Origin of the sequence: Streptomyces sp. NPDC007971, assembly GCF_042958635.1 — a bacterium.
GTDB lineage: Bacteria > Actinomycetota > Actinomycetes > Streptomycetales > Streptomycetaceae > Streptomyces.
In genome coordinates, this window is the sequence record NZ_JBIBJK010000023.1 from 57,019 (window position 1) to 77,112 (window position 20,094).

At 68.8% G+C, this 20,094-nt stretch carries 24 protein-coding genes and 1 pseudogene; 9 read left to right on the forward strand and 16 right to left on the reverse strand.

The window, feature by feature from the left end; genetic code table 11:
* Nucleotides 1-71 precede the first annotated feature (71 nt).
* Nucleotides 72-885 (reverse strand): IS5 family transposase gene (locus ACFZCP_RS36890; RefSeq protein WP_391437462.1). Its coding sequence is split into 2 segments (ribosomal slippage): nucleotides 72-722 and nucleotides 724-885, totalling 813 coding nucleotides; the frame shifts between segments, so codons are not numbered across the junction.
* Nucleotides 886-947: 62 nt separating this feature from the next.
* Between ACFZCP_RS36890 and ACFZCP_RS36895 the strand changes: the two genes are divergently transcribed.
* The gene (locus ACFZCP_RS36895) at nucleotides 948-1,136 is read left to right on the forward strand and encodes a transposase (RefSeq protein ID WP_391437466.1); all 189 of its coding nucleotides are present in this window, start codon (nucleotides 948-950) and stop codon (nucleotides 1,134-1,136) included.
* 59 nt (nucleotides 1,137-1,195) lie between these two features.
* On the opposite strand, the gene ACFZCP_RS36900 is transcribed toward ACFZCP_RS36895, so the two are convergent.
* Complete coding sequence (locus ACFZCP_RS36900) at nucleotides 1,196-2,539, reverse strand: endonuclease domain-containing protein (RefSeq protein WP_391437470.1); 1,344 nt, start codon at nucleotides 2,537-2,539, stop codon at nucleotides 1,196-1,198.
* 172 nt (nucleotides 2,540-2,711) lie between these two features.
* Here ACFZCP_RS36900 and ACFZCP_RS36905 point away from each other — a divergent pair, with 172 nt between their 5' ends.
* From ACFZCP_RS36905 to ACFZCP_RS36915, 3 genes are all read left to right on the forward strand, one after another.
* Complete coding sequence (locus tag ACFZCP_RS36905; RefSeq protein ID WP_391437476.1) at nucleotides 2,712-3,158, forward strand: transposase; 447 nt, start codon at nucleotides 2,712-2,714, stop codon at nucleotides 3,156-3,158.
* The gene (locus ACFZCP_RS36910) at nucleotides 3,155-3,748 is read left to right on the forward strand and encodes a hypothetical protein (RefSeq protein ID WP_391437480.1); all 594 of its coding nucleotides are present in this window, start codon (nucleotides 3,155-3,157) and stop codon (nucleotides 3,746-3,748) included. The genes ACFZCP_RS36905 and ACFZCP_RS36910 overlap by 4 nt, the downstream gene beginning before the upstream one ends.
* 234 nt (nucleotides 3,749-3,982) lie before the next feature.
* On the forward strand, nucleotides 3,983-4,351 hold the full coding sequence (locus tag ACFZCP_RS36915; RefSeq protein ID WP_391437484.1) for a hypothetical protein: 369 nt from the start codon (nucleotides 3,983-3,985) through the stop codon (nucleotides 4,349-4,351).
* Between the two features lie 149 nt (nucleotides 4,352-4,500).
* On the opposite strand, the gene ACFZCP_RS36920 is transcribed toward ACFZCP_RS36915, so the two are convergent.
* The gene (locus ACFZCP_RS36920) at nucleotides 4,501-4,959 is read right to left on the reverse strand and encodes a tetratricopeptide repeat protein (protein WP_391437489.1); all 459 of its coding nucleotides are present in this window, start codon (nucleotides 4,957-4,959) and stop codon (nucleotides 4,501-4,503) included.
* 175 nt (nucleotides 4,960-5,134) lie between these two features.
* On the opposite strand from ACFZCP_RS36920, the gene ACFZCP_RS36925 reads away from it, so the two are divergent.
* Together ACFZCP_RS36925 and ACFZCP_RS36930 are read left to right on the forward strand one after the other, a co-directional pair.
* Nucleotides 5,135-5,362 (forward strand): recombinase family protein, encoded by a 228-nt coding sequence (locus tag ACFZCP_RS36925; RefSeq protein ID WP_391437496.1) that lies wholly within the window; start codon nucleotides 5,135-5,137, stop codon nucleotides 5,360-5,362.
* A pseudogene (locus ACFZCP_RS36930) lies at nucleotides 5,335-5,631 on the forward strand (recombinase family protein); the annotation flags it as partial. The gene ACFZCP_RS36925 and the pseudogene ACFZCP_RS36930, both read left to right, overlap by 28 nt.
* 350 nt (nucleotides 5,632-5,981) lie before the next feature.
* Here the strand turns inward: ACFZCP_RS36930 and ACFZCP_RS36935 are convergent.
* The 4 genes from ACFZCP_RS36935 to ACFZCP_RS36950 all read right to left on the reverse strand — a co-directional run bounded on the left by ACFZCP_RS36935 (nucleotide 5,982) and on the right by ACFZCP_RS36950 (nucleotide 9,247).
* Entirely contained in the window at nucleotides 5,982-7,154 is a 1,173-nt protein-coding gene (locus ACFZCP_RS36935; protein ID WP_391437502.1) for an AI-2E family transporter, read from the reverse strand.
* Between the two features lie 200 nt (nucleotides 7,155-7,354).
* Nucleotides 7,355-8,371 (reverse strand): iron-containing redox enzyme family protein, encoded by a 1,017-nt coding sequence (locus ACFZCP_RS36940; RefSeq protein WP_391437506.1) that lies wholly within the window; start codon nucleotides 8,369-8,371, stop codon nucleotides 7,355-7,357.
* Nucleotides 8,368-8,577: a CDGSH iron-sulfur domain-containing protein gene (locus ACFZCP_RS36945; protein ID WP_391437510.1), complete on the reverse strand. Its 210-nt coding sequence runs from the start codon at nucleotides 8,575-8,577 to the stop codon at nucleotides 8,368-8,370. The genes ACFZCP_RS36940 and ACFZCP_RS36945 overlap by 4 nt, the downstream gene beginning before the upstream one ends.
* On the reverse strand, nucleotides 8,558-9,247 hold the full coding sequence (locus tag ACFZCP_RS36950) for a HemK2/MTQ2 family protein methyltransferase (protein ID WP_391437517.1): 690 nt from the start codon (nucleotides 9,245-9,247) through the stop codon (nucleotides 8,558-8,560). The genes ACFZCP_RS36945 and ACFZCP_RS36950 overlap by 20 nt, the downstream gene beginning before the upstream one ends.
* 219 nt (nucleotides 9,248-9,466) lie before the next feature.
* On the opposite strand from ACFZCP_RS36950, the gene ACFZCP_RS36955 reads away from it, so the two are divergent.
* On the forward strand, nucleotides 9,467-9,988 hold the full coding sequence (locus ACFZCP_RS36955; RefSeq protein WP_391437522.1) for a flavin reductase: 522 nt from the start codon (nucleotides 9,467-9,469) through the stop codon (nucleotides 9,986-9,988).
* 403 nt (nucleotides 9,989-10,391) lie between these two features.
* Here ACFZCP_RS36955 and ACFZCP_RS36960 read toward each other — a convergent pair whose 3' ends face one another.
* From ACFZCP_RS36960 to ACFZCP_RS36995, 8 genes are all read right to left on the reverse strand, one after another.
* Nucleotides 10,392-10,763: a PRC-barrel domain containing protein gene (locus ACFZCP_RS36960; RefSeq protein WP_391437525.1), complete on the reverse strand. Its 372-nt coding sequence runs from the start codon at nucleotides 10,761-10,763 to the stop codon at nucleotides 10,392-10,394.
* A 190-nt stretch (nucleotides 10,764-10,953) separates the two neighbouring features.
* Nucleotides 10,954-11,115 (reverse strand): hydrophobic protein, encoded by a 162-nt coding sequence (locus tag ACFZCP_RS36965; protein WP_362696446.1) that lies wholly within the window; start codon nucleotides 11,113-11,115, stop codon nucleotides 10,954-10,956.
* Between the two features lie 275 nt (nucleotides 11,116-11,390).
* Nucleotides 11,391-12,311: a Rieske 2Fe-2S domain-containing protein gene (locus ACFZCP_RS36970; protein ID WP_391437534.1), complete on the reverse strand. Its 921-nt coding sequence runs from the start codon at nucleotides 12,309-12,311 to the stop codon at nucleotides 11,391-11,393.
* Between the two features lie 302 nt (nucleotides 12,312-12,613).
* Complete coding sequence (locus ACFZCP_RS36975) at nucleotides 12,614-13,882, reverse strand: peptide ligase PGM1-related protein (protein ID WP_391437538.1); 1,269 nt, start codon at nucleotides 13,880-13,882, stop codon at nucleotides 12,614-12,616.
* A gap of 189 nt (nucleotides 13,883-14,071) precedes the next feature.
* A complete protein-coding gene (locus ACFZCP_RS36980; RefSeq protein ID WP_391437545.1) occupies nucleotides 14,072-14,695 on the reverse strand; it encodes a hypothetical protein in 624 nt (207 codons plus the stop codon).
* Between the two features lie 37 nt (nucleotides 14,696-14,732).
* On the reverse strand, nucleotides 14,733-15,290 hold the full coding sequence (locus ACFZCP_RS36985) for a hypothetical protein (RefSeq protein WP_391437550.1): 558 nt from the start codon (nucleotides 15,288-15,290) through the stop codon (nucleotides 14,733-14,735).
* Nucleotides 15,291-15,822: 532 nt separating this feature from the next.
* A complete protein-coding gene (locus ACFZCP_RS36990) occupies nucleotides 15,823-16,191 on the reverse strand; it encodes a low affinity iron permease family protein (protein ID WP_391437555.1) in 369 nt (122 codons plus the stop codon).
* A gap of 353 nt (nucleotides 16,192-16,544) precedes the next feature.
* On the reverse strand, nucleotides 16,545-16,721 hold the full coding sequence (locus ACFZCP_RS36995; protein ID WP_391437559.1) for a CsbD family protein: 177 nt from the start codon (nucleotides 16,719-16,721) through the stop codon (nucleotides 16,545-16,547).
* 763 nt (nucleotides 16,722-17,484) lie between these two features.
* Here ACFZCP_RS36995 and ACFZCP_RS37000 point away from each other — a divergent pair.
* Nucleotides 17,485-17,955 carry an SRPBCC family protein gene (locus tag ACFZCP_RS37000; RefSeq protein WP_391437570.1) on the forward strand — a complete coding sequence of 157 codons (471 nt, stop codon included), beginning with the start codon at nucleotides 17,485-17,487 and terminating at the stop codon, nucleotides 17,953-17,955.
* Nucleotides 17,948-19,537, forward strand: coding sequence for an FAD-dependent oxidoreductase (locus ACFZCP_RS37005; protein WP_391437574.1), 1,590 nt, complete (start codon nucleotides 17,948-17,950; stop codon nucleotides 19,535-19,537). Before ACFZCP_RS37000 ends, ACFZCP_RS37005 begins: the two co-directional genes overlap by 8 nt.
* Nucleotides 19,538-19,721: 184 nt before the next feature.
* Here the strand turns inward: ACFZCP_RS37005 and ACFZCP_RS37010 are convergent, their stop codons facing one another.
* The gene (locus tag ACFZCP_RS37010; RefSeq protein ID WP_391437578.1) at nucleotides 19,722-19,877 is read right to left on the reverse strand and encodes a DUF6131 family protein; all 156 of its coding nucleotides are present in this window, start codon (nucleotides 19,875-19,877) and stop codon (nucleotides 19,722-19,724) included.
* Nucleotides 19,878-20,094 lie beyond the last annotated feature (217 nt).

Below are 20,094 nucleotides of genomic sequence, written 5' to 3' on the forward strand. Positions count from 1 at the left end.
CCGCAGAGTGCCGCTGTTCTGTTGGTCGCTATGGGGGACAACTGCAGGCCGCCTACGAGCTCGTAACACGATCATGGGCGTGCCTTCTTGAGGCGTCGCCAGCAGATAAGGCTGCAGGCCAGGGAGACGAAGGCGTCGTGGAGTTCGGTGCGGTGTTCCCATCGGACGGCGAGTCGCTTGAAGTGGTGGAGCAGGGCGAAGGTCTGCTCGACGACGTAGCGGAGCTTTCCCATGCCCTGGATGTTCGGGGCGCCCTTGCGGGAGATGACGGGCAGGATACTGCGCTTGCGAAGTTTGTCGCGGTTGGGGTTGGAGTCGTAGCCCTTGTCGCCGAGCAGGGCGTCGGGACGCCTTCGAGGGCGGCCGGGGCGGCCCGCCACCGGTGGGATGCCGTCGACCAGGGCGAGGGTCTGGGTGACGTCGTTGACGTTGGCCGCGGTGGTGATGACCTTGAGCGGAGTGCCGCGCCCGTCACAGTTCAGGTGGTGCTTGCTGCCCGTCTTGCGCCGGTCGATCGGCGACGGACCGGTGTCGGTACCCCCTTTTTTTTTCGCACGGACATGGGAGCCGTCCACGCAGGCCCGTGACCAGTCGAGCTGGCCGGCCGCGTTCAGTTCGGCCAGCAGGATGCGGTGCAACTGGTCGAAGACGCCTGCCTGCTGCCACCGCTCCAGGCGGCGCCAGCAGGTCTGTCCGGAGCCGAACCCCAGCTCCTGCGGCAGGGAGTTGCCAGGCTATGTCGTTGTAGAGGGCGTACAGGATGCCCTGGAGACAGAGCCTGTCTGCCACCGGCCGTGGCCCCGGCGACCGCTCGGGCCAGGGCGGCAGCAGCGGCTCTATCAGCGCCCACAAGTCGTCATCCACGGTCCACGGCCGAGTGCTCACATCATCACGAACGGCCGAATCGCCAGACCAGTCACGCCCGGCCAGGGCATCTCAACAAGATCGTGTTTCGAGCTCTACGTGGTGAGGCGTCGTTCGCCGCTTTGTGCGGGGCAAGCCCGGTGGAGTGCTCCTCGGGCAGTAGATGCCATCGTCGGCTCGACCGCGGCGGAAATCGGCGGGCGAATGCCGCGCACGTGCAGGCCCCTTCTGATCGTTGGGGACATCGCATTTCGCTGGAGCGTGCGGGGTGAGCGTGTCGGGGGTCTGCAGCTGCGAGGTGACGTTGGGGTGTCAGGTCTGCCGGGCTCGCTCAGAACAGTGCTTGGCCCTCGCCACTGGTGTCTGCGATGACTGGCCGGAACTGGGCAGGGAGGCCGTCCAAGCGGTCAGGACCGGCCGCTGCGGCCACGGCAGGGGCGGTCTCGGCCAACCAGACACGAAACCGCTCGGCGACTTCGCGGTAGGGGACTCGCGCCAGGACACGGTGCTCTCCGGAGGGGCAGAAATCGACGATGACAGTGAGCAGGCAGGAACGGGGCGCGTTCTGACTGCCCGTCCAGGACACGCGCAGGACACCGCAGGGCTTGCGCCCGCGGGGGGCGCGGTGGGTCGGGCGCAGCGATCGGCAGGCTATGTGGGCGGTCCATGCCGCGAGGTGCGGCAAGGGCAGGGTGGTGCGTGCGCGGCAGCCGGGGCAGCGGTGCCAGTGGCGAAGCCAGTGTTCGGTGTCGGTGTGGAAGAGGCGTGTGTAACGGTTCGCCACGCGGATGTCGTTGCTGTACAGGTGGTCGGGGCGTTCCAGTGTGTTGCAGGACCGGCAGACGGGGGCGCGGACGTAGCCGTGTTCGTGGCAGTGGTCGAGCACGGTGGCGGGCGCGGTGCGGCAGACGGCGCACACCCACCCGGCCACCCTGCGGGAGGTACCGGCTTTCCTGCTGAGCACGGAGTACAGCTGGCCTTCCAGCTCTTTGTTGTACGGGCGCAGTGAGGCGGTGGGGCCCTCGGGGCTCGTCGTCTTCCGGCCGTCGGCATCTTTGGCCTGCCGGGGGTGGGAGGGCGGCTCGGTGACGGCTGCGCTTGCCCGGCGGGTCCGCGCGACTTGCACCCACTGCGTTTCGGTGTGCTCGGCCGCGTCGAGAAGCCTGACCACAGCGCGCGGCAGCCACCACGTCCGCTGCGTCCCATTGCGGGTCTGCTCCACGAGTATCTGTCGCCAGTCGATCCCCGCTAGATGGTGCGGCCGGCCGACTTCACGTCGTGCTGCCCGCTCGGGGCTGCCCAGTTCCTGCAGTTCTCGCGTGATGCGCTGGCGCCAACGCAGCGGCGTTCCCTCGCTGCGCTCCTGCCTCGGCGCCCCACGAAACGGACCGATGCGGACCAGGTCCTGCCGATCCATCCCTACCGCGTTCAGTTCCGCGGCCGCCCGGCGCACCTCAACCTCCGGAACACTCCACTGACCGCCGCTCGCCCTCACCGTCGTCACCACATGGCCGCCGAGCAGGACGTACCCCACCCGGGCATGGGCAGGAGAGCGGGTGAATGCTCCAGAAGCCGTCGGCACAGCACTGTCGGCCGTCAAATCGACCCACAGAGCGTCCGCGGCACCCAGGGTGATCAGGCCGTCCGTGCGACCTGCCATGACACGCTCTGACATACCGACAGGCTAACGGCCTGCAACGCGGCAACGGGTTCCAAGCGCCTCGGTCAGCCGGGCCGCCACCCACGCCGCATCCGCCGCCCTGCAACTCTTTATTCCTGAGCATCTGGTTCGTCAACACCTCCCGTGCCCGCAGCCTCACCACCAGAACGTCAAGAGTCGGGCCGAGTTGGCGCTGCGCAAGGGACACAACTACGGCACGATCCTGATCGACATCGAGACCCGTCAGCCCGTCGACCTGCTGCCGGACCGCACGACATCGACGGTGGCCCGGTGGCTCGTGGACCACCCTGGAGTCGAAGTGATCTGCCGAGACCGCTCCGCCTCCTATGCCGAGGCCGGGCGAATCGGCGCGCCGGAGGCAGTCCATGTCGCGGATCGGTGGCACATCTGGTCGAACCTCGCCGAGGCCGTCGAGAAGACCGTCGTCCAGCATCGCGCCCTGCTCCGCGAACCGCACGACTCCGCCGCGGTCCAGGTCGCTGCGGCCATGCAGAGGCTGGAGCTCGAACCGATCTCCGCAGCGAGACCGCGGACAGCCGGTTTCGGCTTTCCGACCGGATCCGAGAACAGCATGCCGCCGTCCATGCCCTTCTCGACAAGGGAGTTGGGGTGAGAGCGATCGGCCCTGAGCTGGGGCTGGCCCGCAACGCCGTCCGCCGTCTCGCCCACGCGGCGAGCGCGGATGAGCTCCTGGTTGGCAGGTGGACCGGCCGCGCCAGCATCCTCGACCCCCACAAGCCCTACCTCCACCAGCGGTGGACCGAAGGCTGCACTGTTGCCCGTCGGCTGTTCGAGAAAGTACGTGAGCGCGGATACTCCGGCGGCGAGAGCGTCGTGAAGAAGTACGTGCACCGGCTCCGCGAAGCCTTTCCCCTCGATCCGCCCCGCAAGACACCGTCCGTGCGCGACGTGACCGGCTGGCTCACCCGCCACCCCGACCGGCTCACCGACGACCAGGCCCAGCGGCTCAAGGAGATCCCGGCCCGCTGCCCCGAGCTCGACCGCGGGCGCGGCCACGCTGCTGTCAAGCTTTCCCGGCAGTACCCGAATGCGCGGGAACAGGGCGTGGCCGACCCGCCGTTGTGCGGGCGCGCGACCGGTGAGACCACCCCGCGTACGGTGCCGTCGGCGCCGAGTGCGTGCGGGCGGCGGCGCACGGTGGCGGGGCTGAACCCACTACGTGAGCCGCCCGCTCGGAGGTGAGGCGGCCGTTCCACTGCAGCGCATCCACGAGCCGCTGGGCCATGAGGCTCAGTACGGAATCCGCCGATGTGCGCGTCATGAGAGCGAGCTTCGCTCATTCCCTCGCCGTGTGGAGCCCATGTCGGGGACCTCGCCCCAAGGATAGATGTCATCCGCCAGGGCGCCGCGGGCAGCCGAGGATCGCGGGCCTGACATAGCGTCACGAATACATGGAGGAACGGAATGAAGCGCAAAATGACCGCTGTGCTCGCTGTCGCCGGCATTGCCGCGGCGACCCAGATCGTGCTGGGGACCGCGCCTGCGTCCGCCTCCGGTGCCGCGTACCAGCTCAAGAACGTGGCCACGGGCAAGTGCATGCGGGGTGTCCGCTCCAGCTACACGTACGCCGTCACGATGGCGAAGTGCAACCGGAACGACGCCAATGAGTGGTGGGGCGTCGTCCAGGGCCAGGTGCACGAGGTCTACGGGCGCATCCACGACACGGACATCTGTCTGGCCGTCCCCAAGAGTGAACGCGGTGACTTCCCCAAGGACGTCGACACGACGAGCTGCAACAACTACAAGACCTACTACCTGGGGATGAGCACGATCCCCAAGGCGTGAACGCCAACGTGGTCCACAACGGCACGAACAGGACCACAATGAGCAGGGCTGGCCTGTTACGTGCCTGCTCGATCAGCGTGGACGGTAAGGCCGTACGGAAGCAGGACCACGGCCCCGTCATACACTGTTCGCTCCATCGAGGAAGCAGGTCAGTCGACAAGGCGGTCGGCGCGAGCACGCGCGTCTGTGGCCTCGGCGGAGGCGTTGGCCCGCGTGTAGGCGTCCGCGGCCTGCACCCAGTAGGTGCGGGCTTCAGCGGGGCGGTGGGCGGACTCGGACATGAGGGCCAGGTTCGTGCGGGTCTGGCCTGCCCCGTACCAGTCCTCGAACTGCTGGAAGATCTTCAGGGCCTGGTGGCACGCCTGACTCGCCTCCGGCGTCCGGCCCAGCATCCGCAAGGAGCTGCCGAGGTTGTTCCACGCGGTGGCCTCGCGGTGGCGGTCTCCCAGGGCCTGGTACAGGTCGAGGGCCCGGTGGTGGGCTTCGAGGGCCTCGTCGAGTCGGCGGGTGTCCGACAGGGCCATGCCGAGGTTGTTCCACGCGGTGGCCTCGCGGTGGCGGTCTCCTCCGGCCTCGTACAGGTCGCGGGCCCGGACGTGGGCTTCCAACGCCTCTTGACGTCGCAGGTGCGAGGTTCGGTAGCAAGCGGTCCGGGCTGACCGTGGACACCCAAGCGATCGGCCGCGGCACCACCACCGCGGTGAGCAGCCGGTAGAAGTCGTGGATGGCCATGGTCCCAGGATCGAAGTCGACGCGCATGCCTGTAAGTATCCAGGTCAGCGCGTGGGCGGTGGATCCTCCGACCTGGCCGGCGGTGTCATCGACGGCGTCATCTTCTACGACCTCGACCGCCTGGTCCGCCAGCCGCGCGACCTCGAGGACCTGATCGACATCGTCGAGCACACCCAACGCCCGGTCGTCGGCGCCACCGGCGGCCGGATGAACCTCGTCAACGACAGCGACCGCCACATGGCCCCCATGATGTGCGTCATGGCCCTCAAGCCCTCCTAGGACACCGCCCGGCGCGTCGCCCGCATGCACCTGGCCACCGCCCAGGACGGCAAGATCCAGGGCTGCATCGCCTACGGCTGGATCCGCAAGGGCCCCAACGAGGCCTACTGGTCGAGGACGAGGCGAAGGCCGTCGCTGACTTCTTCAAAGACTGCCTCGCCGGCGAAACCGCCTACGCCATTGCCACGCAGCTCAACCGACGCGGCGTCACGCCCCCGGCGGCAAAGCAGTGGTCCTCCACCATGGTCAACAAGATGCTCCGCCCGCCTTCCTCGCGCGGCTCCTGCAAGCCTCCGTCGCCGGTCGCGGCTGCGCAGGACGTGATCCGCCACGCAGCGACGTCAGCGTGGTCTGTGACGTGGCCAGGCGTCGCGTATCTGGGCCTCGTTCGCCTTGGCCTGCCGGTCCCGCCGACGCAGGTGGGCCGGCGGAAGGGCTCCGTTACGACCCCATGCCACGGCCAACCGTGCACGAGGTCGTTAGGGCTCGAAGAGGAACAACATGCGGGTGTGCTACGTGCTGACCTGCGAACTCAAGTCTCCAAACCCACAAGTTATCTCTCTTTGAGCCCTTGGCCCAGGCGCCCGCCGGGTCCAGAGACGCCCTCGACCGGCGTGCGTCAGTTCCGCTCCTTCTTGGGGAAGACGTACTCGTCGAGGAGCAGGCCGATGGCGACGGCCGCCGGGATGGCGACGAGGGCGCCGATGATGCCGAGGAGCGCCCCGCCGACCAGTACCGCGAGGATGGTGACCAGCGGGTGGACGTCGACGGCGAACTTCATGGCCCTCGGGACGATGAAGTAGTCCTCGGCGACCCGGAAGACGACATAGAAGACCGCGGTCGCGATCGCAATGGGCAGGGACACGGACAGCGCGACGAGACTGACGACGATGCCGGCGAGAGTCGAGCCCACGATCGGGATCAGGTCCATCAGGGCCGTGAAGATGCCCAGCGCGGCGGCGTACGGGACACCGGTGGCCGCGCACCAGCCGAAGGTCGCTACGCCGGCGATCCCCGAGGTGACGAGGTTGCCGAGCATGAACTTGCCTGTCCGGTTCATGATCTCTTCGGCCACGCCCTTGACGCGCTCACGGCGGCTGGCCGCCACGAAGCGGTAGCAGAACTCTTTGATGGCCGGCAGCGCCGCCATGCAGTAGAGGGTCACGGCGATCACGATGGCCGTGGACGCGACGGTGCTCAGGACCATTTGGCCGGCGCCCAGGACGCCTCCTGCAAGGCCGGACGCTCCGCCTCCTGAACCGATCTGCTCCTTGGCCTTCTCGACCAGGTGGAAGCGGTCCTCCAGGCGGCCGATCGTGGACTGGTGGTCGTGGAGCTGCTCCAGCCAGCCGGGCACCGCGTCTACCAGCGCGGTGATCTCTTTGGTCACCGGCGGAATGACCAGGGCCAGGAATCCGCCGAGGACGACGATGAACCCGGTCAGGACGATCGCGACGGCCCAGCCGCGCCGCAGCCCCCGGCGCGTGAACCAGACGACGAGCGGTTCCAGACTGATCGCGATGAACACGGCCAGCAGCAGCAAGGTCAGCATCGAACTGACCCGCATGACGGTCTGCACGGCGAGCCACGCCAGGCTCGCCCCCAGCCCCAGAGCGAAGCCCACCGTCACCCAGGACGGCTTGCGCCCGCCGCGTGGCTCACGGCTCGGCGGCTCCTGGGGCGCTTCCCGGGACACCTGTATGCCGCCCGCCGGGCCGGGGCCGTTCAGGGCCGCCCCGTCCAGCGCACCGTGCTCCTGCCGAGCGGACTCGGGCTCGGACTGCGCAGACATCGCGATGCCCCTCTCCTCGACTGCCTCGTATGGGCGTGGATGTCGCCGCGGGGCGCCCCTGACCGCCACTCACCCTGTGCCGTCGCCGACGAGCAGTTGGTCCGAGACGAGGAGGGTGGCACCGTTCCCGGGTACCCAGGCACTCCGCTCGTACCGCATACGCGCAGGGCCCGCCTGTACGGCCGATGCGTTGAAAGCGGTCACAACGGTGTGCGCAGTGAGGTACGGCCGTTGCGCCACGCGGTGAGGAGGTGGTCGCCGAGCCGCCTCTCGATCCATTCGGTGGCGTCGACACCGAAAGCGACGTCCCCGTCGAGAGCGGGCTCCGCTTCAAGGAGGCCGCCGACGACGTCCCGGCGGACGATCTGCTCGTGGACCGCGTCGGCCTCCACGTGCTCGGCGTAGAAGTGGACGGCGGCGGGGCCCGCGCCGACCCGTCGCAGCCCGTGGGCGAGGCGCCGTGAGCCGGGTGACGAGGTGGTCTCCACGGCTGCGAAGTGGCCCACCAGTGCTCCGCGCAGCGCGCGGTGGAGTCCGAACATGGACATGAGGTTGACGCTGGTCAGCATCTCCGCACCGGTCGTGTCGACGTAACGTCCGTAGGCGGTGTCCAGTTCGAGGTCCGCCATCAGGTCGGCGAACAGCTGGGCGTGGATGCGCTCGGGTCGTCCGGCGCCGAACTCGTCGTACTCCACGGCGACCATCGCGGCCTTCGCACATCCCGTCAGTCTCGGGATGACCCAGGCGTGCGGATCGGCTTCCTTCAGGTGGTAGAGGGAGCGTTGGGCCGCGTACTCACGGAACTGCCAGAGCTCTCCCCGATTCTTGAGGAATTGGGAGGGTACGTCGGCGTCGAAGGGTTCCACGAGGAGGTCCGCGAGGGCTTCTTCGGCCTTGCGCGGCGATCCGACGTCGGCGCGGAGCGCGGACAGGAAGCGGTGCTCCATCTCCGCCCGCAGCCGCAGCAGGCCGGGCTCCCACTCCCACCCGGAGTCGACGCCGGCGAAGCCTCGGTAATGGAGTTCGTAGCAGAGGTAGAGCGCCAGTTGCAGATCGTCCCCGTACGGGTCCGCGTGCACCGCTGTCACACGCTGCGGCAGCGGCGTCCCGGCGGGACGGGTCAGGGCCCGGCGGACCGTACGGGAGAGTTCGCCCCTGCTGCGCGGCAGCGCGGGGCCGGTGGCGCGGTCGTGGGCGGCCGGTGCGGTGCTGGTCATGCGGTCCGCCTCTGCCGGGCGCGGTGGCTGGTGTCACACCAGGGATAGACCCGGCTGCGCCGGCAGACGCAGAGCGCGACGGTGAACCGGTCCGAACGCGCGATGCGCCCGTCGTCGAGTACGACCTCGACCGGTCCTTCCACGAGGATCGGACCGTCGCTCGTCAGCGTGACGCGGCGCCATTGTTCAGCGGGTTCGTTCGGCACGGATGATCACCAGCTCTTCCTTCTCCTCGCCGGCGTCGACGAGCCCCCGCTCTCGCAGCCACGCCCCGCGCGAGCGGAGCACCGGACCGAACGGCACGAGACGCCGGTCGGTCACCCGGGCTTGGAGTCCCGACCGCTCCAACGCGGCCAGGGTCGGTGCGATGCCACACAGCGCGGAGTGCACGAGCAGCAGCACACCGCCGGGAACCAGTGACGTGTGCGCGCGGCGGCAGATCCGGTCCAGCAGGAGGCGTCCGTCGGCACCCGCGTCCCACGCCACCGCGGTGTGATGGCAGCGCGGGACGGACCCGGGCGCGGGGACATAGGGCGGATTGCTCACGACCAGGTCGAACCTGCGGTCGGCAACCGGGCCGAACAGATCACCGTGGAGGACTTCGACGGGCAGTCGGGCGAGCCGGGCGTTGAACCGGGTGGCCAGGACCGCTCGGTAGGCCCTGTCGACGGCGGTGACGCGGGCGCCCCGCCGGGCGGCGGCCAGCGCGAGGGCACCGGCACCGGATCCCATGTCCAGGACAGCGGCTTCCGCGGACACGTTCTCCCGGTCCAGGGCCCGGGTCAACAACTCGGTGTCGTGCTGGGGGGCGTACACCCGCCACGGGGCCAGCACCGAGCCGCCTTCGCTGTCGTTCCGGGTCGTAGTGTCGATCACCTGTACACCTCGCAGCCCGCGCCCCGAGCGTGTCACCGGACTCATCCGTCGGGTGGCTCAATATGAGGGGGCGCCTCACGGGCGAGCCTCGCAGGGCACACCCGACCAATGCGTCGCTGTTCCGAGTGCCCGGCGAATGGGACCTCACACGGCATAATGGACACTTCTACGATCATTCGGGCGCCGCAGCTGCACACCTACAGGGCGCGGAGTGACCCGATGTCCGATCTCTTGAAGCGGGAGCCGGGTACCGTGACCGATCTTGATCCCTTCACCGACCTGCTCGACTATCCGGTGTACGTCGTGACCGCGGAGGCCGACGGGGAAAGAGCCGGCTGCCTGGTCGGATTCGCCTCGCAGTGCTCGATCCGGCCCGCCCGGTTCATGGTCTGGCTGTCCAAAGCCAACCGGACGTACCAGGTCGCCGAGGGTGCCGAACGTCTCGCGGTCCATCTCCTCCGACGCGACCAGAACCGGCTGGCCCGGCTCTTCGGCGGCGAGACCGGCGACCGCACCGACAAGTTCACCCACGTCCCGTGGCACCCAGGACCGGGCGGATGCCTGATCCTCGACGAGGCCCCCGCCTGGTTCGTCGGTCGCGTGGAGAACCAGATCGACGGCGGCGACCACGTCGGTTTCCTGCTCGCTCCAGAGGCGGCGGACAACCCCACCAGCACCAGAAGCCCGCTGCTGACGCTGAACGACACCCATGACATCACCCCAGGCCACCCGGCGGACTGAGCCAGCCGAGCGTAATGGGGCGGCACCGAACGAGATCGGCCGGCGGGTACCTGCCGACGAGCGGGTCACTGACGTGGCTGCGTCCCCGGGTCAGTCCGATCACTCCGCCGCGACCAGGACCAGCCGGTCCAGCCTTTCGATGGCGGGACCGGCGACCACGCCGGCGAGTTCAAGTGCACCGACGTCCCCTGACACTTGGGACCGGGCAGGTCTCTGGTCCTCGACGCGGCCCCGGCCTGGTAGGTCGGTCGCGTGGAGAACATGAGCGACGGCGGCTATAGGCGATGTGAGTGGTCTCCGTTCCAGATCCCCACGCATCGCCTGAACTTGCACCCCGGGCACGCGAGAGCCCCGGGACTCGTCAAGGAGTCCCGGGGCCGTGGTGCTCAGAGCGGGCGTCGGATCAGACCTGCGGGCCGCCGAGCGGGGCGCCACCCGTGCCGTAGTAGGTGCCCAGTTCGTCGCGGTAACCCGGGTCGCCGAGGTGCTTCTCCCGGTGGAACTCCGGTGCGTCCTTGATCTGTTGCTTGGCGAGGCCGACGAAGACCTTCTTCTCCTTCGGGTCGATGCTCACGACCGTGCTCGCCGGGAGCATGACCTCCTTGCCGAAGATCCACACACCGGTGTCGACCACCAGGTAGGCGTCACCGACCTCGTCGGAGTGCTTGTCGACCTTGCCGATGCTGCCGTCCGTGGCCTCGACCTTGTATCCAGTGAGGTCGGCGCCGGCCAGGCGACCCGCGGTCGACTTGTAACTCCACACATTTTCAGTCACGCGAAAACAACTCCTCCGGTAAACGGAGGACGACAGGGGTTCCCGCCGATCCTCCTTTTCCGTGCGTCGTACACAGCGGTTTCTTCGACCGCCTTGGTTGCGAGTGCCCCGCATCCAGGGTTACACCCCCCACATTCAAGCCAGAATTCATAATTCTCTCCGGCCCTGCGCGAGTGTTATCGCCGGTCAACTACCAGCGATACCAGCGGCCACTCCCACCCTTCGGACGTGCGACGAAGCCGACGAGCCACACGACAAGCACGACGATCGCGACCCACCACAGAATTTTCAGCGCGAAACCCGCACCGAAGAGAATCAGGGCCAGCAGAAGAACGAGAAGCAGGGGAACCATAATTTTCAACCTCCGAACCACCGTATGCCCGCCAATTCCCCGTCCACGCCTACCGGCTCGTTACAGGACTTTTTTGAGGCGTCCCGGTCGGGCGTGGCTGGTGTCACGATTCGGTGTTCCGTGGTGTGCGCGTATCCGGCCGAACGGAGCGTGGACGACGACGGTGCGGCACACCGGGCGCTGTACGCGGGCCTGCTCGGGCTTCATGGTCACGGCGCCGATGACTGCGCCGCCAATGCCGATGCAGACAGGGGTGTTGTCCGTTGGGGGCGGCGTCAGGTGCGCAGCCGTGCTTCCACCCGGCCGTCGGTGATGCGGGTGTCGAAGGCGGGCTGGGGTGCGGTGGCCGGACCACTGACGTTCCAGCCGTCGGTCAGCCGGAAGGTGCTGCCGTGCCAGGGGCAGCGCAGGCAGCCGTCTTCCAGCGAGCCTTCCGACAAGGGGCCCGCCAGGTGGCTGCAGTGTTCGGCCAGCACATGCACCCTGTCATCCGGCTGGCGGACGGCGACCACAGCGACGCCGTCGAGGTCACGGCGTGTCGGTCGGCCTTGCGGAAGGTCCGAGAGGTCAGCGACGTAGTGCCAGCCCGGCTCCACCATCTGCGGGACGGTTGCGGCGTGGTTGGCGCCGGCTGCCTGGCGGTAGGCGAGGTGGCCGCCGAGCGCGCCGCCGATGCCGACGACGCCGAGTCCTGCCCAGCCGTACATCCTGCCTGAGACTTCATGCCCGCGCAGGCGAGCGGTCAGGGACGTGGCGTACAGGGCGACCCCGGTGATGTTCGTTGCGGCATGGATGATGCCGACGCGCATCTGCCGGCGGTTCAGTTCCGCCCAGTCCACCCAGCCTGACGCGGCGGCTGGGGCTGCAGCCAGCAGGCCGGTGGCGATCAATGTGCGTGCCGCGGTTCGCTGGCCCGGCATTGCGTCGAGCACCGCGGCGGACAGCCAGCTGCCGAGGGGGATCTGTATCAGCAGCGGGTGTACAGGGTGACCCAGCCAGCGCCCGTGCAGGCCGTCTCTGGCCCGGCCGAGTGGAGCCGCCCGCACCATCCGTTGCACGACCCCGAGCAACGTGTCTGCGCTGGAGAAGCGTTCCAATTGGTCGACGGCTTTCAGGACACGGCCAGGGCCCGCTGCATCGGGCAGGAGCCGCCCGGCCGCCGTGGGATTTCGCTGTGGAATGGTGCTGAGTCTCATGCGCTCCGAGTAGCCGCTTCCTCATGCCGTAATCAGCCGACCTCCGCCGAGCCACATACGCCACGTGACCTGGCCTTCGACGCGATGTTCGAGTGGCTGGGGGAAGGCACTGTCGACCGGGGGAGCTGCCGCCTCACGGCTCTGTCGGTCATCCGGCGGGTGTTCCGGTGACCGTGATCCCGCCTCTCGCCCACCGTTTCCAAGTGACAGGCGGCGGTTTGTGGTCCTCGTCGAGGGGTGCGTCGGTGAGGCCGGCCCGTGGCGCGCCTGATGGACCCTGGGATGGAAGCTCGCCGGACATCTCATAACGGGACGTCGAACTGCATGGCGTCGGCGAGCAGCGCCTGCAGCTCTTTCACCCTTCTCCGGTCGGCCGCGATTACGGCGTAGGGCCAGGCCCGGCCGTCGGAGGCGGTGTCCCCGTACAACACAACGCCTTCGCCCCGGCTCGGTGCCCAGGCCAGCCCTGCCTCCCGTAGCAGCTCAGCGATGGCGATGAAGGTATGTGGTGCCTGCGACCGCCCGGTCGCCAGCAGCCATGCGGGCTCGCGAAGGGCCGCCGCACGGCTGAGGCGGTCCACCAGGGCATGTGGCGCAGTGGTTGCCGTTCGCCGGACATTGCTCTCCGTGGCGAACAGCCGGCCTTGCGGGTCCAGAACCGCATCGATCCCGCAGCTCCCGGCATAACCGTGCCGGGCCAGATGGAGGCCCAGCGCCCATGCCCACTGTGCCAGCTCCTTCGTCGTGGCATTCGTACTCTCCTCCACAGGCGAGAAGTACCCGTCGTATGCGCCGCCCGCCGTATGCATCTCGCCGCTGAACACCACGCGCGGGCCGGCCTTCCCCACATCCATCTGGACGCTCAGGGAACGGGCCACGTCGAGATGTTCCTCCACCACCCACTCGCCGGCCGGCGGGCCCGGTGCCGACCAGGGCGCGGTGCGGGTGACAAAGTGCAGTTGATACCCTCCGGCGGACCTGTTCGGCTTCACCACAACGCGCTCGTGGCGGGTCAGCATCGCAGTCACGGCACCTTCGAGTTCGCTACCGTCGCAACAGCGGCCGGCCGGTATACGTATGCCCAGGTCGGCGGCGAGCGCCCGGAATGCTGCTTTCGTATTCAGGCGATACGCGATGCTGAGGGCGCCCGGGGAGATGCCCCTAGGCCCATATGGAGCCATGGGCACGCCCAGTTGAGCAGCGAGGTCGGTTGTAGAGACGTCCAGCGCGACAGGAAGCAACTGGATGCCCGGCCGGGCCGCGGCGAGGGAACGAAGTGTGCCCATGAGCCCGGCACGATGCACGGCTTCCGCAAAGGGGGCTCCGGCCACCGGGGGCACGGTCAGGACGGTGACGGATTCATGTGGCATCCCCGTGAGTTCGCCCGCGTAGCGTCGGAATGCGTGACTCAACGGGACTGGGGTGACCAGCACGTCCCCGGGCCGCGTCAGCCAGATTTCGCGCGAGGCATGCTCCGCCCAGCGATCCAATACTTCATGGGCAGCCAGGTGTACAGCGAGGTCGGAGTGGAAGTTCGCGTAAACGATCAAAGGGGTGCGATGGTGCTCCACCCTGCCATGTCTACCCGTGAAGCGCGGCAAGCCACCTCACCATCGCCCGGGTCCAGGTCGTCAACCAGTCCGCGTCTGCGGCCACTGACGTGCCCCGGTCGACCGCTGAGGCAGAGGGCACCGTTCCAGGAGGCACCCTCTTCCGGCATCATGACGGCGACGGCGTGGCCCGGGCTCCGGGAAGGGGGCTTACGTGGTGAGCAGGCGGTTGAAGAAGGAGCGGTAGCGCCGTAGGGCCCTGCGCAGTTCCTCCGTGTCCACCTGCTCGCCCTGCCCCCATTGGTCCTCCAGGTCCTTCTTGTGCTGAGCGAAGGTGGTGGCCAGGGTCTGCATGACGTCCGCGACGAGGGTGTCGGCGTCGTGTACGGCCTCGCGGGGGTCGTCCACGAACTTGTTCTGGGTCTGCTGCCAGCGGTCGCGGAAGCCCTGGTCCTCGTCCTCCGTGAGCAGCTGTGGAGCCTCGTCGGCCGAGGTGTCCGAGGTGTCCGAGGTGTCCGAGGTGTCCGAGGTGTCCGAGGTGTCCGAGGTGTCCGAGGTGTCCGAGGTGTCCGAGGTGTCCGAGGTGTCCGGGGTGGGCGCGGCGTCCGGGGCGGCGGCTCGGGCGTCGGATCCGGCGGCGGACCGGTCCCCGTCCCTCTCATCGGCCGGACTTTGCGTCGTGGTCGTCGCGGTGCTCTCACCGGGGTACATCGGGGCCTTCGCGGAGGCTTCCTCCGTTTCGCCGGGCGTTCCGGTGGTGGCGTCGGAGGGCTGTGCAAGATCCTCGGTGGTCAGGCCGCCGGTGGTGCGGTCCGTGTCGTCGTTGCTGTGCATGGGGTTCCTCCATGCCGGGTCGGGCCGGGGGTCGGCGTCAGGACCGGGCGGGCTGGGCCCGGCCGCCGTCGGAGAGCAACTCGTCGAACAGCGCGCGGTAGTGCACCATGGCGCCCCGCAGTTGCTCGGTCGTCGCCCGGCTGTGGGTGCTGAGGTCCTCCACCTCGTGCGCTGCGCGGTAGTGCTCGAGGGTGCGCCCGTGGTCCACCGAGAGGTCCTTCATCTGCTGTTCGAACCCTTCGGTCGGGTAGCCGCGGTCGTGCATCAGGGAGGTCACGAGCCGGTCGGCGTCGTGCACCGCGTCCTGGGGCCGGTCAACGAACTCCGACTGGACGCTGCTCCACTCCCGTGTGTAGCGGTCACGCGAGCCCGGGGAGAGCGGTTTGATCTCCAGTGCGTCGTGCCGCTTCTCCCGCTCTTTGAGTTCTCGCTCGGCGGTGCGCCGGCTGTCGGAGTCTTCGACGGTCCGTTCGTACTCCGGGCCGAAGCGTTCACGGAGGTGACGGCGTCGCATGATGAGTGAGACCGCTACAGCGGCCAGGGCGAGCACCACCACGATCGCAATGATGATCGCCAGAAGCGTTCCTGTGGACATGGGCCGCACGCTCCTCGTAGGAGTAGTGATCTGCCCCTCCCGGGTTCCCACTGGCCTGCTGTTCATCCCTTGTGCGCCGATCGGCTCCCCGGCGATCGACGACAGGCGACCGGCGCCACGCGTGTCCGACACGGTCCGGCGCCGTCACGGGGGGGCCGGCGGCCCACCCCGGCTGCCGGGGGCCCGCGGCAGCCTCGCTACGGAGCGGGTCGGCACCGTTACGTCAAGGGTGAGGTATGAACGCCCGGGGTGAGGTCCGCCGTCTGCCGTGGCTCAGGGGTGACTGGAGCCGCGGACGGCTCGGCATAGATCTCTGTCCCCCATACGGCATGCTCGGACAGCTGGGCCAGACGTTCCGCGAACTGGACCTGCCCGGCTTCCAGGACATCGCGCGTCCTGGTGTCGTCGAGGTACGCCATTGCAGGTGCAGGATGAGTACGAAGACGACGAAGACTGATGTGTCCGCAGGGGAACGATGAACTCCTCCCCTCGATTTGCGACGCCCGGAGAGTCGGTCCGTGCTCCCGGACTCTCAGATGTCGTCCTCCATTCGGATCACGGACTTGAGGTCTTCGTGCGCCTTCCCCGGCTTGTTTTCCTGTGCTTCGAGCAGGGCGGCGGCGAGGGCGTCCAGCTTGCGCTGGATGGCTCGCTCGGCCCGTAGTTCAGAGTTCTTCAGCAGTGCAAGAAGCAGCAGTGTCACCGCCGTCATGGCATCGCCGGCGAACAATTGCCATGTCAACCCGAGGCCGGCGAGATGCACGATGACAGTGAGAACGACCAGCCCGAGGCAGAATGCGAAGAACGCTGGTGAGCTGGTCAATTTCGACACGTACTCCGCAAGACGCTCGAACTTGCCGCGCTTGTCTCCGCCGCGGTCGGCGGGATGCTGAAGAGTCATGTGCTCCCGCTTTCCCGATCACGTCCGACAGGCGTGACGTCCGTGCGGAGTGCGCCATGTAATGGTGGGCCGCACCCCTTCCGTCTCCGTCCCCAGGGGCTGCGACCGCCGCCTGATCCGGGCGGAGATGCCCGCGCGCGAGTCGCACGCTGCCCTCACGGCCGCCGGGCCGAGCGTGGCGGTGGCCGCGCCGCCCACCTCACTCCGATGGGCAGACGTAGGAAAAGCTGTCCGGCAGATGACCGTCGTCGCGGCCTTGAAACTGCTTCGCGATCAGCTGCGTCGGCCGCAGGGGCCACACGGATCACGGCGACGGTAGCCGGAGGCACGCGAGGTCAGCCGTGCACTCGCGGTCAATGCCCGATCCGCTTGCGGACCTGGTCGGTGGCCCTTGCAGTCATCTCCTGCGCCTTGCCGCGCACCTGCTCTCTGCGGCCGGACCTCCGCATGGAATTGTCCCCCAGGGCCTTGCCGAGTGTCTCCTTCATCTTGCCCCTGACCTGCTTCACCTTGGGGTGTTCTCTGTGCATCGCTATCTCCGTCCTCTCGGTGGCGCCGGGGAACGCTGCCCCATCCGGACCGACACGTCCTCCTTCACCCTGCTGCCGCCCGCAGGCCGCCGCAACCGTGATGGGCGAGTACCAGTGGGTAGTGGCGAGGTATGACCCGAGCACCGGCTCCGCCTTCCCGGGCCGATGGTGAAGGGCCTTTGCATGTCCTCCAACGCGATCACCCAGGTAGACGGCGTCGACAGCGCGCCCCCGGGTCAAGGCGGGGGCCGCGGACGCTGAGGGGAATACGTCGTTACCGGGCCGTGTGGGGATCCCACGCCGCCATCGACCGGGTCGAAGTCGGCACGGGGCGATGGACCCGGACCGGGAAACGCACAAGGGCATTTCCCATGGGGCAGGGCTTCTGGTGCCGGCCCTGCGAGGGGCTGCTCGAAAGGCTGCCCGACACGTGAGCCTGCCTTTCCAGGACCGGGGGTGTCCCCGGCTGCGTAGCTTCGGTGCTTCGCGGCTCACCGTCGCCGGTCCTCCGCAGCTGGTACGGATGACTCGCTGTCCTGCCCGGTTCCCGGTGGGCGCCGCGCAGCATTCTTCTCCGTGCGTGGGTGAGATGCGAGGGCATTCGAGTACGCGCACCATGGCCGTGACACCACATGGTGGGTGAAGGCTTCCGCCGTGCCCGAGAGTTCCAGTCCTGTGCGAGCGCCGGTACGTACACAGGCAGGTGTTCCGAGTGCTGCACAGTGCGGCTGTGCCACACCCCATCCGTCGAGAGGTTCCCTCCATGGCCGTCCGTCATCAGCTGATCCGGCGTCCTCCGCACGCGGTATGGGCGGTGCTTGCCGATCCGACCCGGTACGGGGAGTGGGTGGTGGGGCCCTCCACGTCCGTGCCGCTCGATCAGACCTGGCCCGCTGTCGGATCCCGGCTCCGCTACACCGTGCGGCTGGGTCCCTGGTCGGCCGACGGGGTGACGACCGTCCGTCACCGGGAATCCGGAAGCGAGCTGGAACTGGAAGCCTCGTTCAAGTCGCTCGGCACCGCGAGGATCTTCCTCCAGCTCAGGCCCTGGGGCGAGGACGAAACGCTCGTCATCTGCGACGAGCACCCCCTGCGCGGTCCGGGAGGCACCCTCCACAACGCCGCGAGCGAAGCGATGCTCCAGCTACGGCACCGGGGCATGCTGACCCGCCTTGCCAGGCTCGTGGAACAGGATCCCGTCGGACAGGATCACGCCAGGCCGCACCATGCCTGACGCAGTGGTGATCGGTGCCGGACCCAACGGGCTGGTGGCAGCCAATGTGCTGGCGGACGCGGGGTGGAGCGTGGAAGTCCTGGAGGCTCAGCAGGAGCCCGGCGGCGCCGTGCGCAGCGACCGCGGTGTCCATCCGGACTACATCTCCGATCTTTTCAGCGCCTTCTACCCGCTGGCTGCCGTGTCGCCGGTCCTCGCCCGCCTCGATCTTGCGGCGGAGGGACTGCGATGGAGCCACGCCCCGCGCGTGCTGGCCCACCCGCTCAGGGACGGGAGGTGCGCCGTGCTGGAGCGTCGCGTCCAGGAGACCGCATCCGGGCTGGAGGGGTTCGCGCCGGGCGATGGTGATGCCTGGCGGGACATGTACGAGGTGTGGAGCCGTGTCGGGCGGGACCTGGTGCAGAGCATGTTCACGCCCTTCCCGCCGGTTCGCTCCGGACTCCGTCTGGCGGTGAAGCTCCGGGCCGCAGGCGGACTGCGGCTGGCCCGGAAGCTGGTCCTGCCGGTGCGCCGGCTGGGCGATGAGGAGTTCCGGGGCGAGGGCGGACGGCTCCTGCTGGCCGGGAACGCCCTGCATGCCGATCTGGCTCCCGAGGCGGTGGGCAGCGGCGGGTTCGGCTGGCTGATGTCGATGCTCGGACAGAGCCACGGCTTCCCGGTTCCCCTCGGCGGGGCCGGCGCCCTGACCGCGGCGCTTGTGAGCCGGCTACAGGACCGCGACGGCGTCGTGCGCTGTGGGGAGCGCGTCGTGTCCGTCGTCGTACGGGGCGGCAGGGCGGTGGGCGTCAGGACGTCCGGCGGCGAGACCGTGAACGCGCGGCGTGCCGTGCTCGCGGACACGTCGGCGCCGGCGCTGTACCGGGAGCTTGTGGGCGAGGAACACCTGCCGTCCCGCCTCGTGCGGGATCTGGAGCGCTTCCAGTGGGATTTCGCGACGTTCAAGGTCGACTGGGCGCTGACCGGACCGGTGCCGTGGACGGCTCCGCAGGCCGCCGGTGCGGGGACGGTCCACGTGGCCGACGGCATGGACAGCCTGACCCGGTTCGCCTCGCAGATCGCCATGGGACAGGTCCCCGACGAGCCGTTCGCCCTGCTCGGACAGATGACCACGGCGGATCCCAGCCGCTCACCCGTCGGCACGGAATCGGCGTGGGCCTACACCCACGTCCCGCAGCGCATCACCTCCGACGCCGGCCCCGACCGCATCACCGGCCGCTGGGACGCCCGCGAACAGGAAGCCATGGCGGACCGCATCGAGGCCCAGGTGGAACGGTTCGCGCCCGGCTTCCGCACCCGGATCCTCGCCCGCCGGATCCTGGCCCCCACCACCCTCCAGGCCATGAACGAGAACCTCCACAACGGTGCCATCAACAACGGCACCACCGCCCTGCACCAGCAGGCGGTCTTCCGCCCCGTCCCCGGCACAGGCCGACCCGAGACCCCCATCAAGGGTCTCTACCTCGCCTCCGCGGCCGCCCACCCCGGCGGAGGAGTCCACGGAGCCCCGGGAGCGAACGCCGCCCGAGCCGCCCTGCGATCTCACGGACTGCACACCCTCCTCCACCGTGCCCAACGGATCTGAACCGGCTGGCGCAAGGTGTTCCACGCGCTCGTCGTCCGGATGCGTGTGGTCCCCGCTCCGGTGTGCGTACTCCACAGTGCCGCCCGGTGACTGCCGCGTTTCCCGCAGCGCCTCGCTGCGGCGCAGGCGTCCGCGGCCTGCCGGCGGTCCCGGGGGATCGGTGGCGGCGGGCCGCGCGGGTTGGTCACCAGTAGTGGCGTCGGCCGGCGACGGCGTGTCCCATCGAGCCGAGGATCCACAGGATGGCGCCGACGACCAGCAGGATGATCCCGATGGTCCACAGGATGGATATCCCGGTGAGGAAGCCGACGACGAGCAGAATGACGCCGAGGACGATCATGATCTCTCCCTTGGGGGGTGGTGCCCGCGTCCCTGTGAACTGCGAGAGAGCGCAAGGGCGGTGGACACGGGGACGGTCGGTCTCCTCCTTACTCCGCGCGGTGCGGTTTGTGGCCGGCAACCTGCAGGCGGACCTCGGTGGGCATGCCAGAGGTGCCGGTGGACCGACGGGCGGGACCAGATCGTGTCGCCGGTAGAGGTCGAGCCCGGCGATGAGG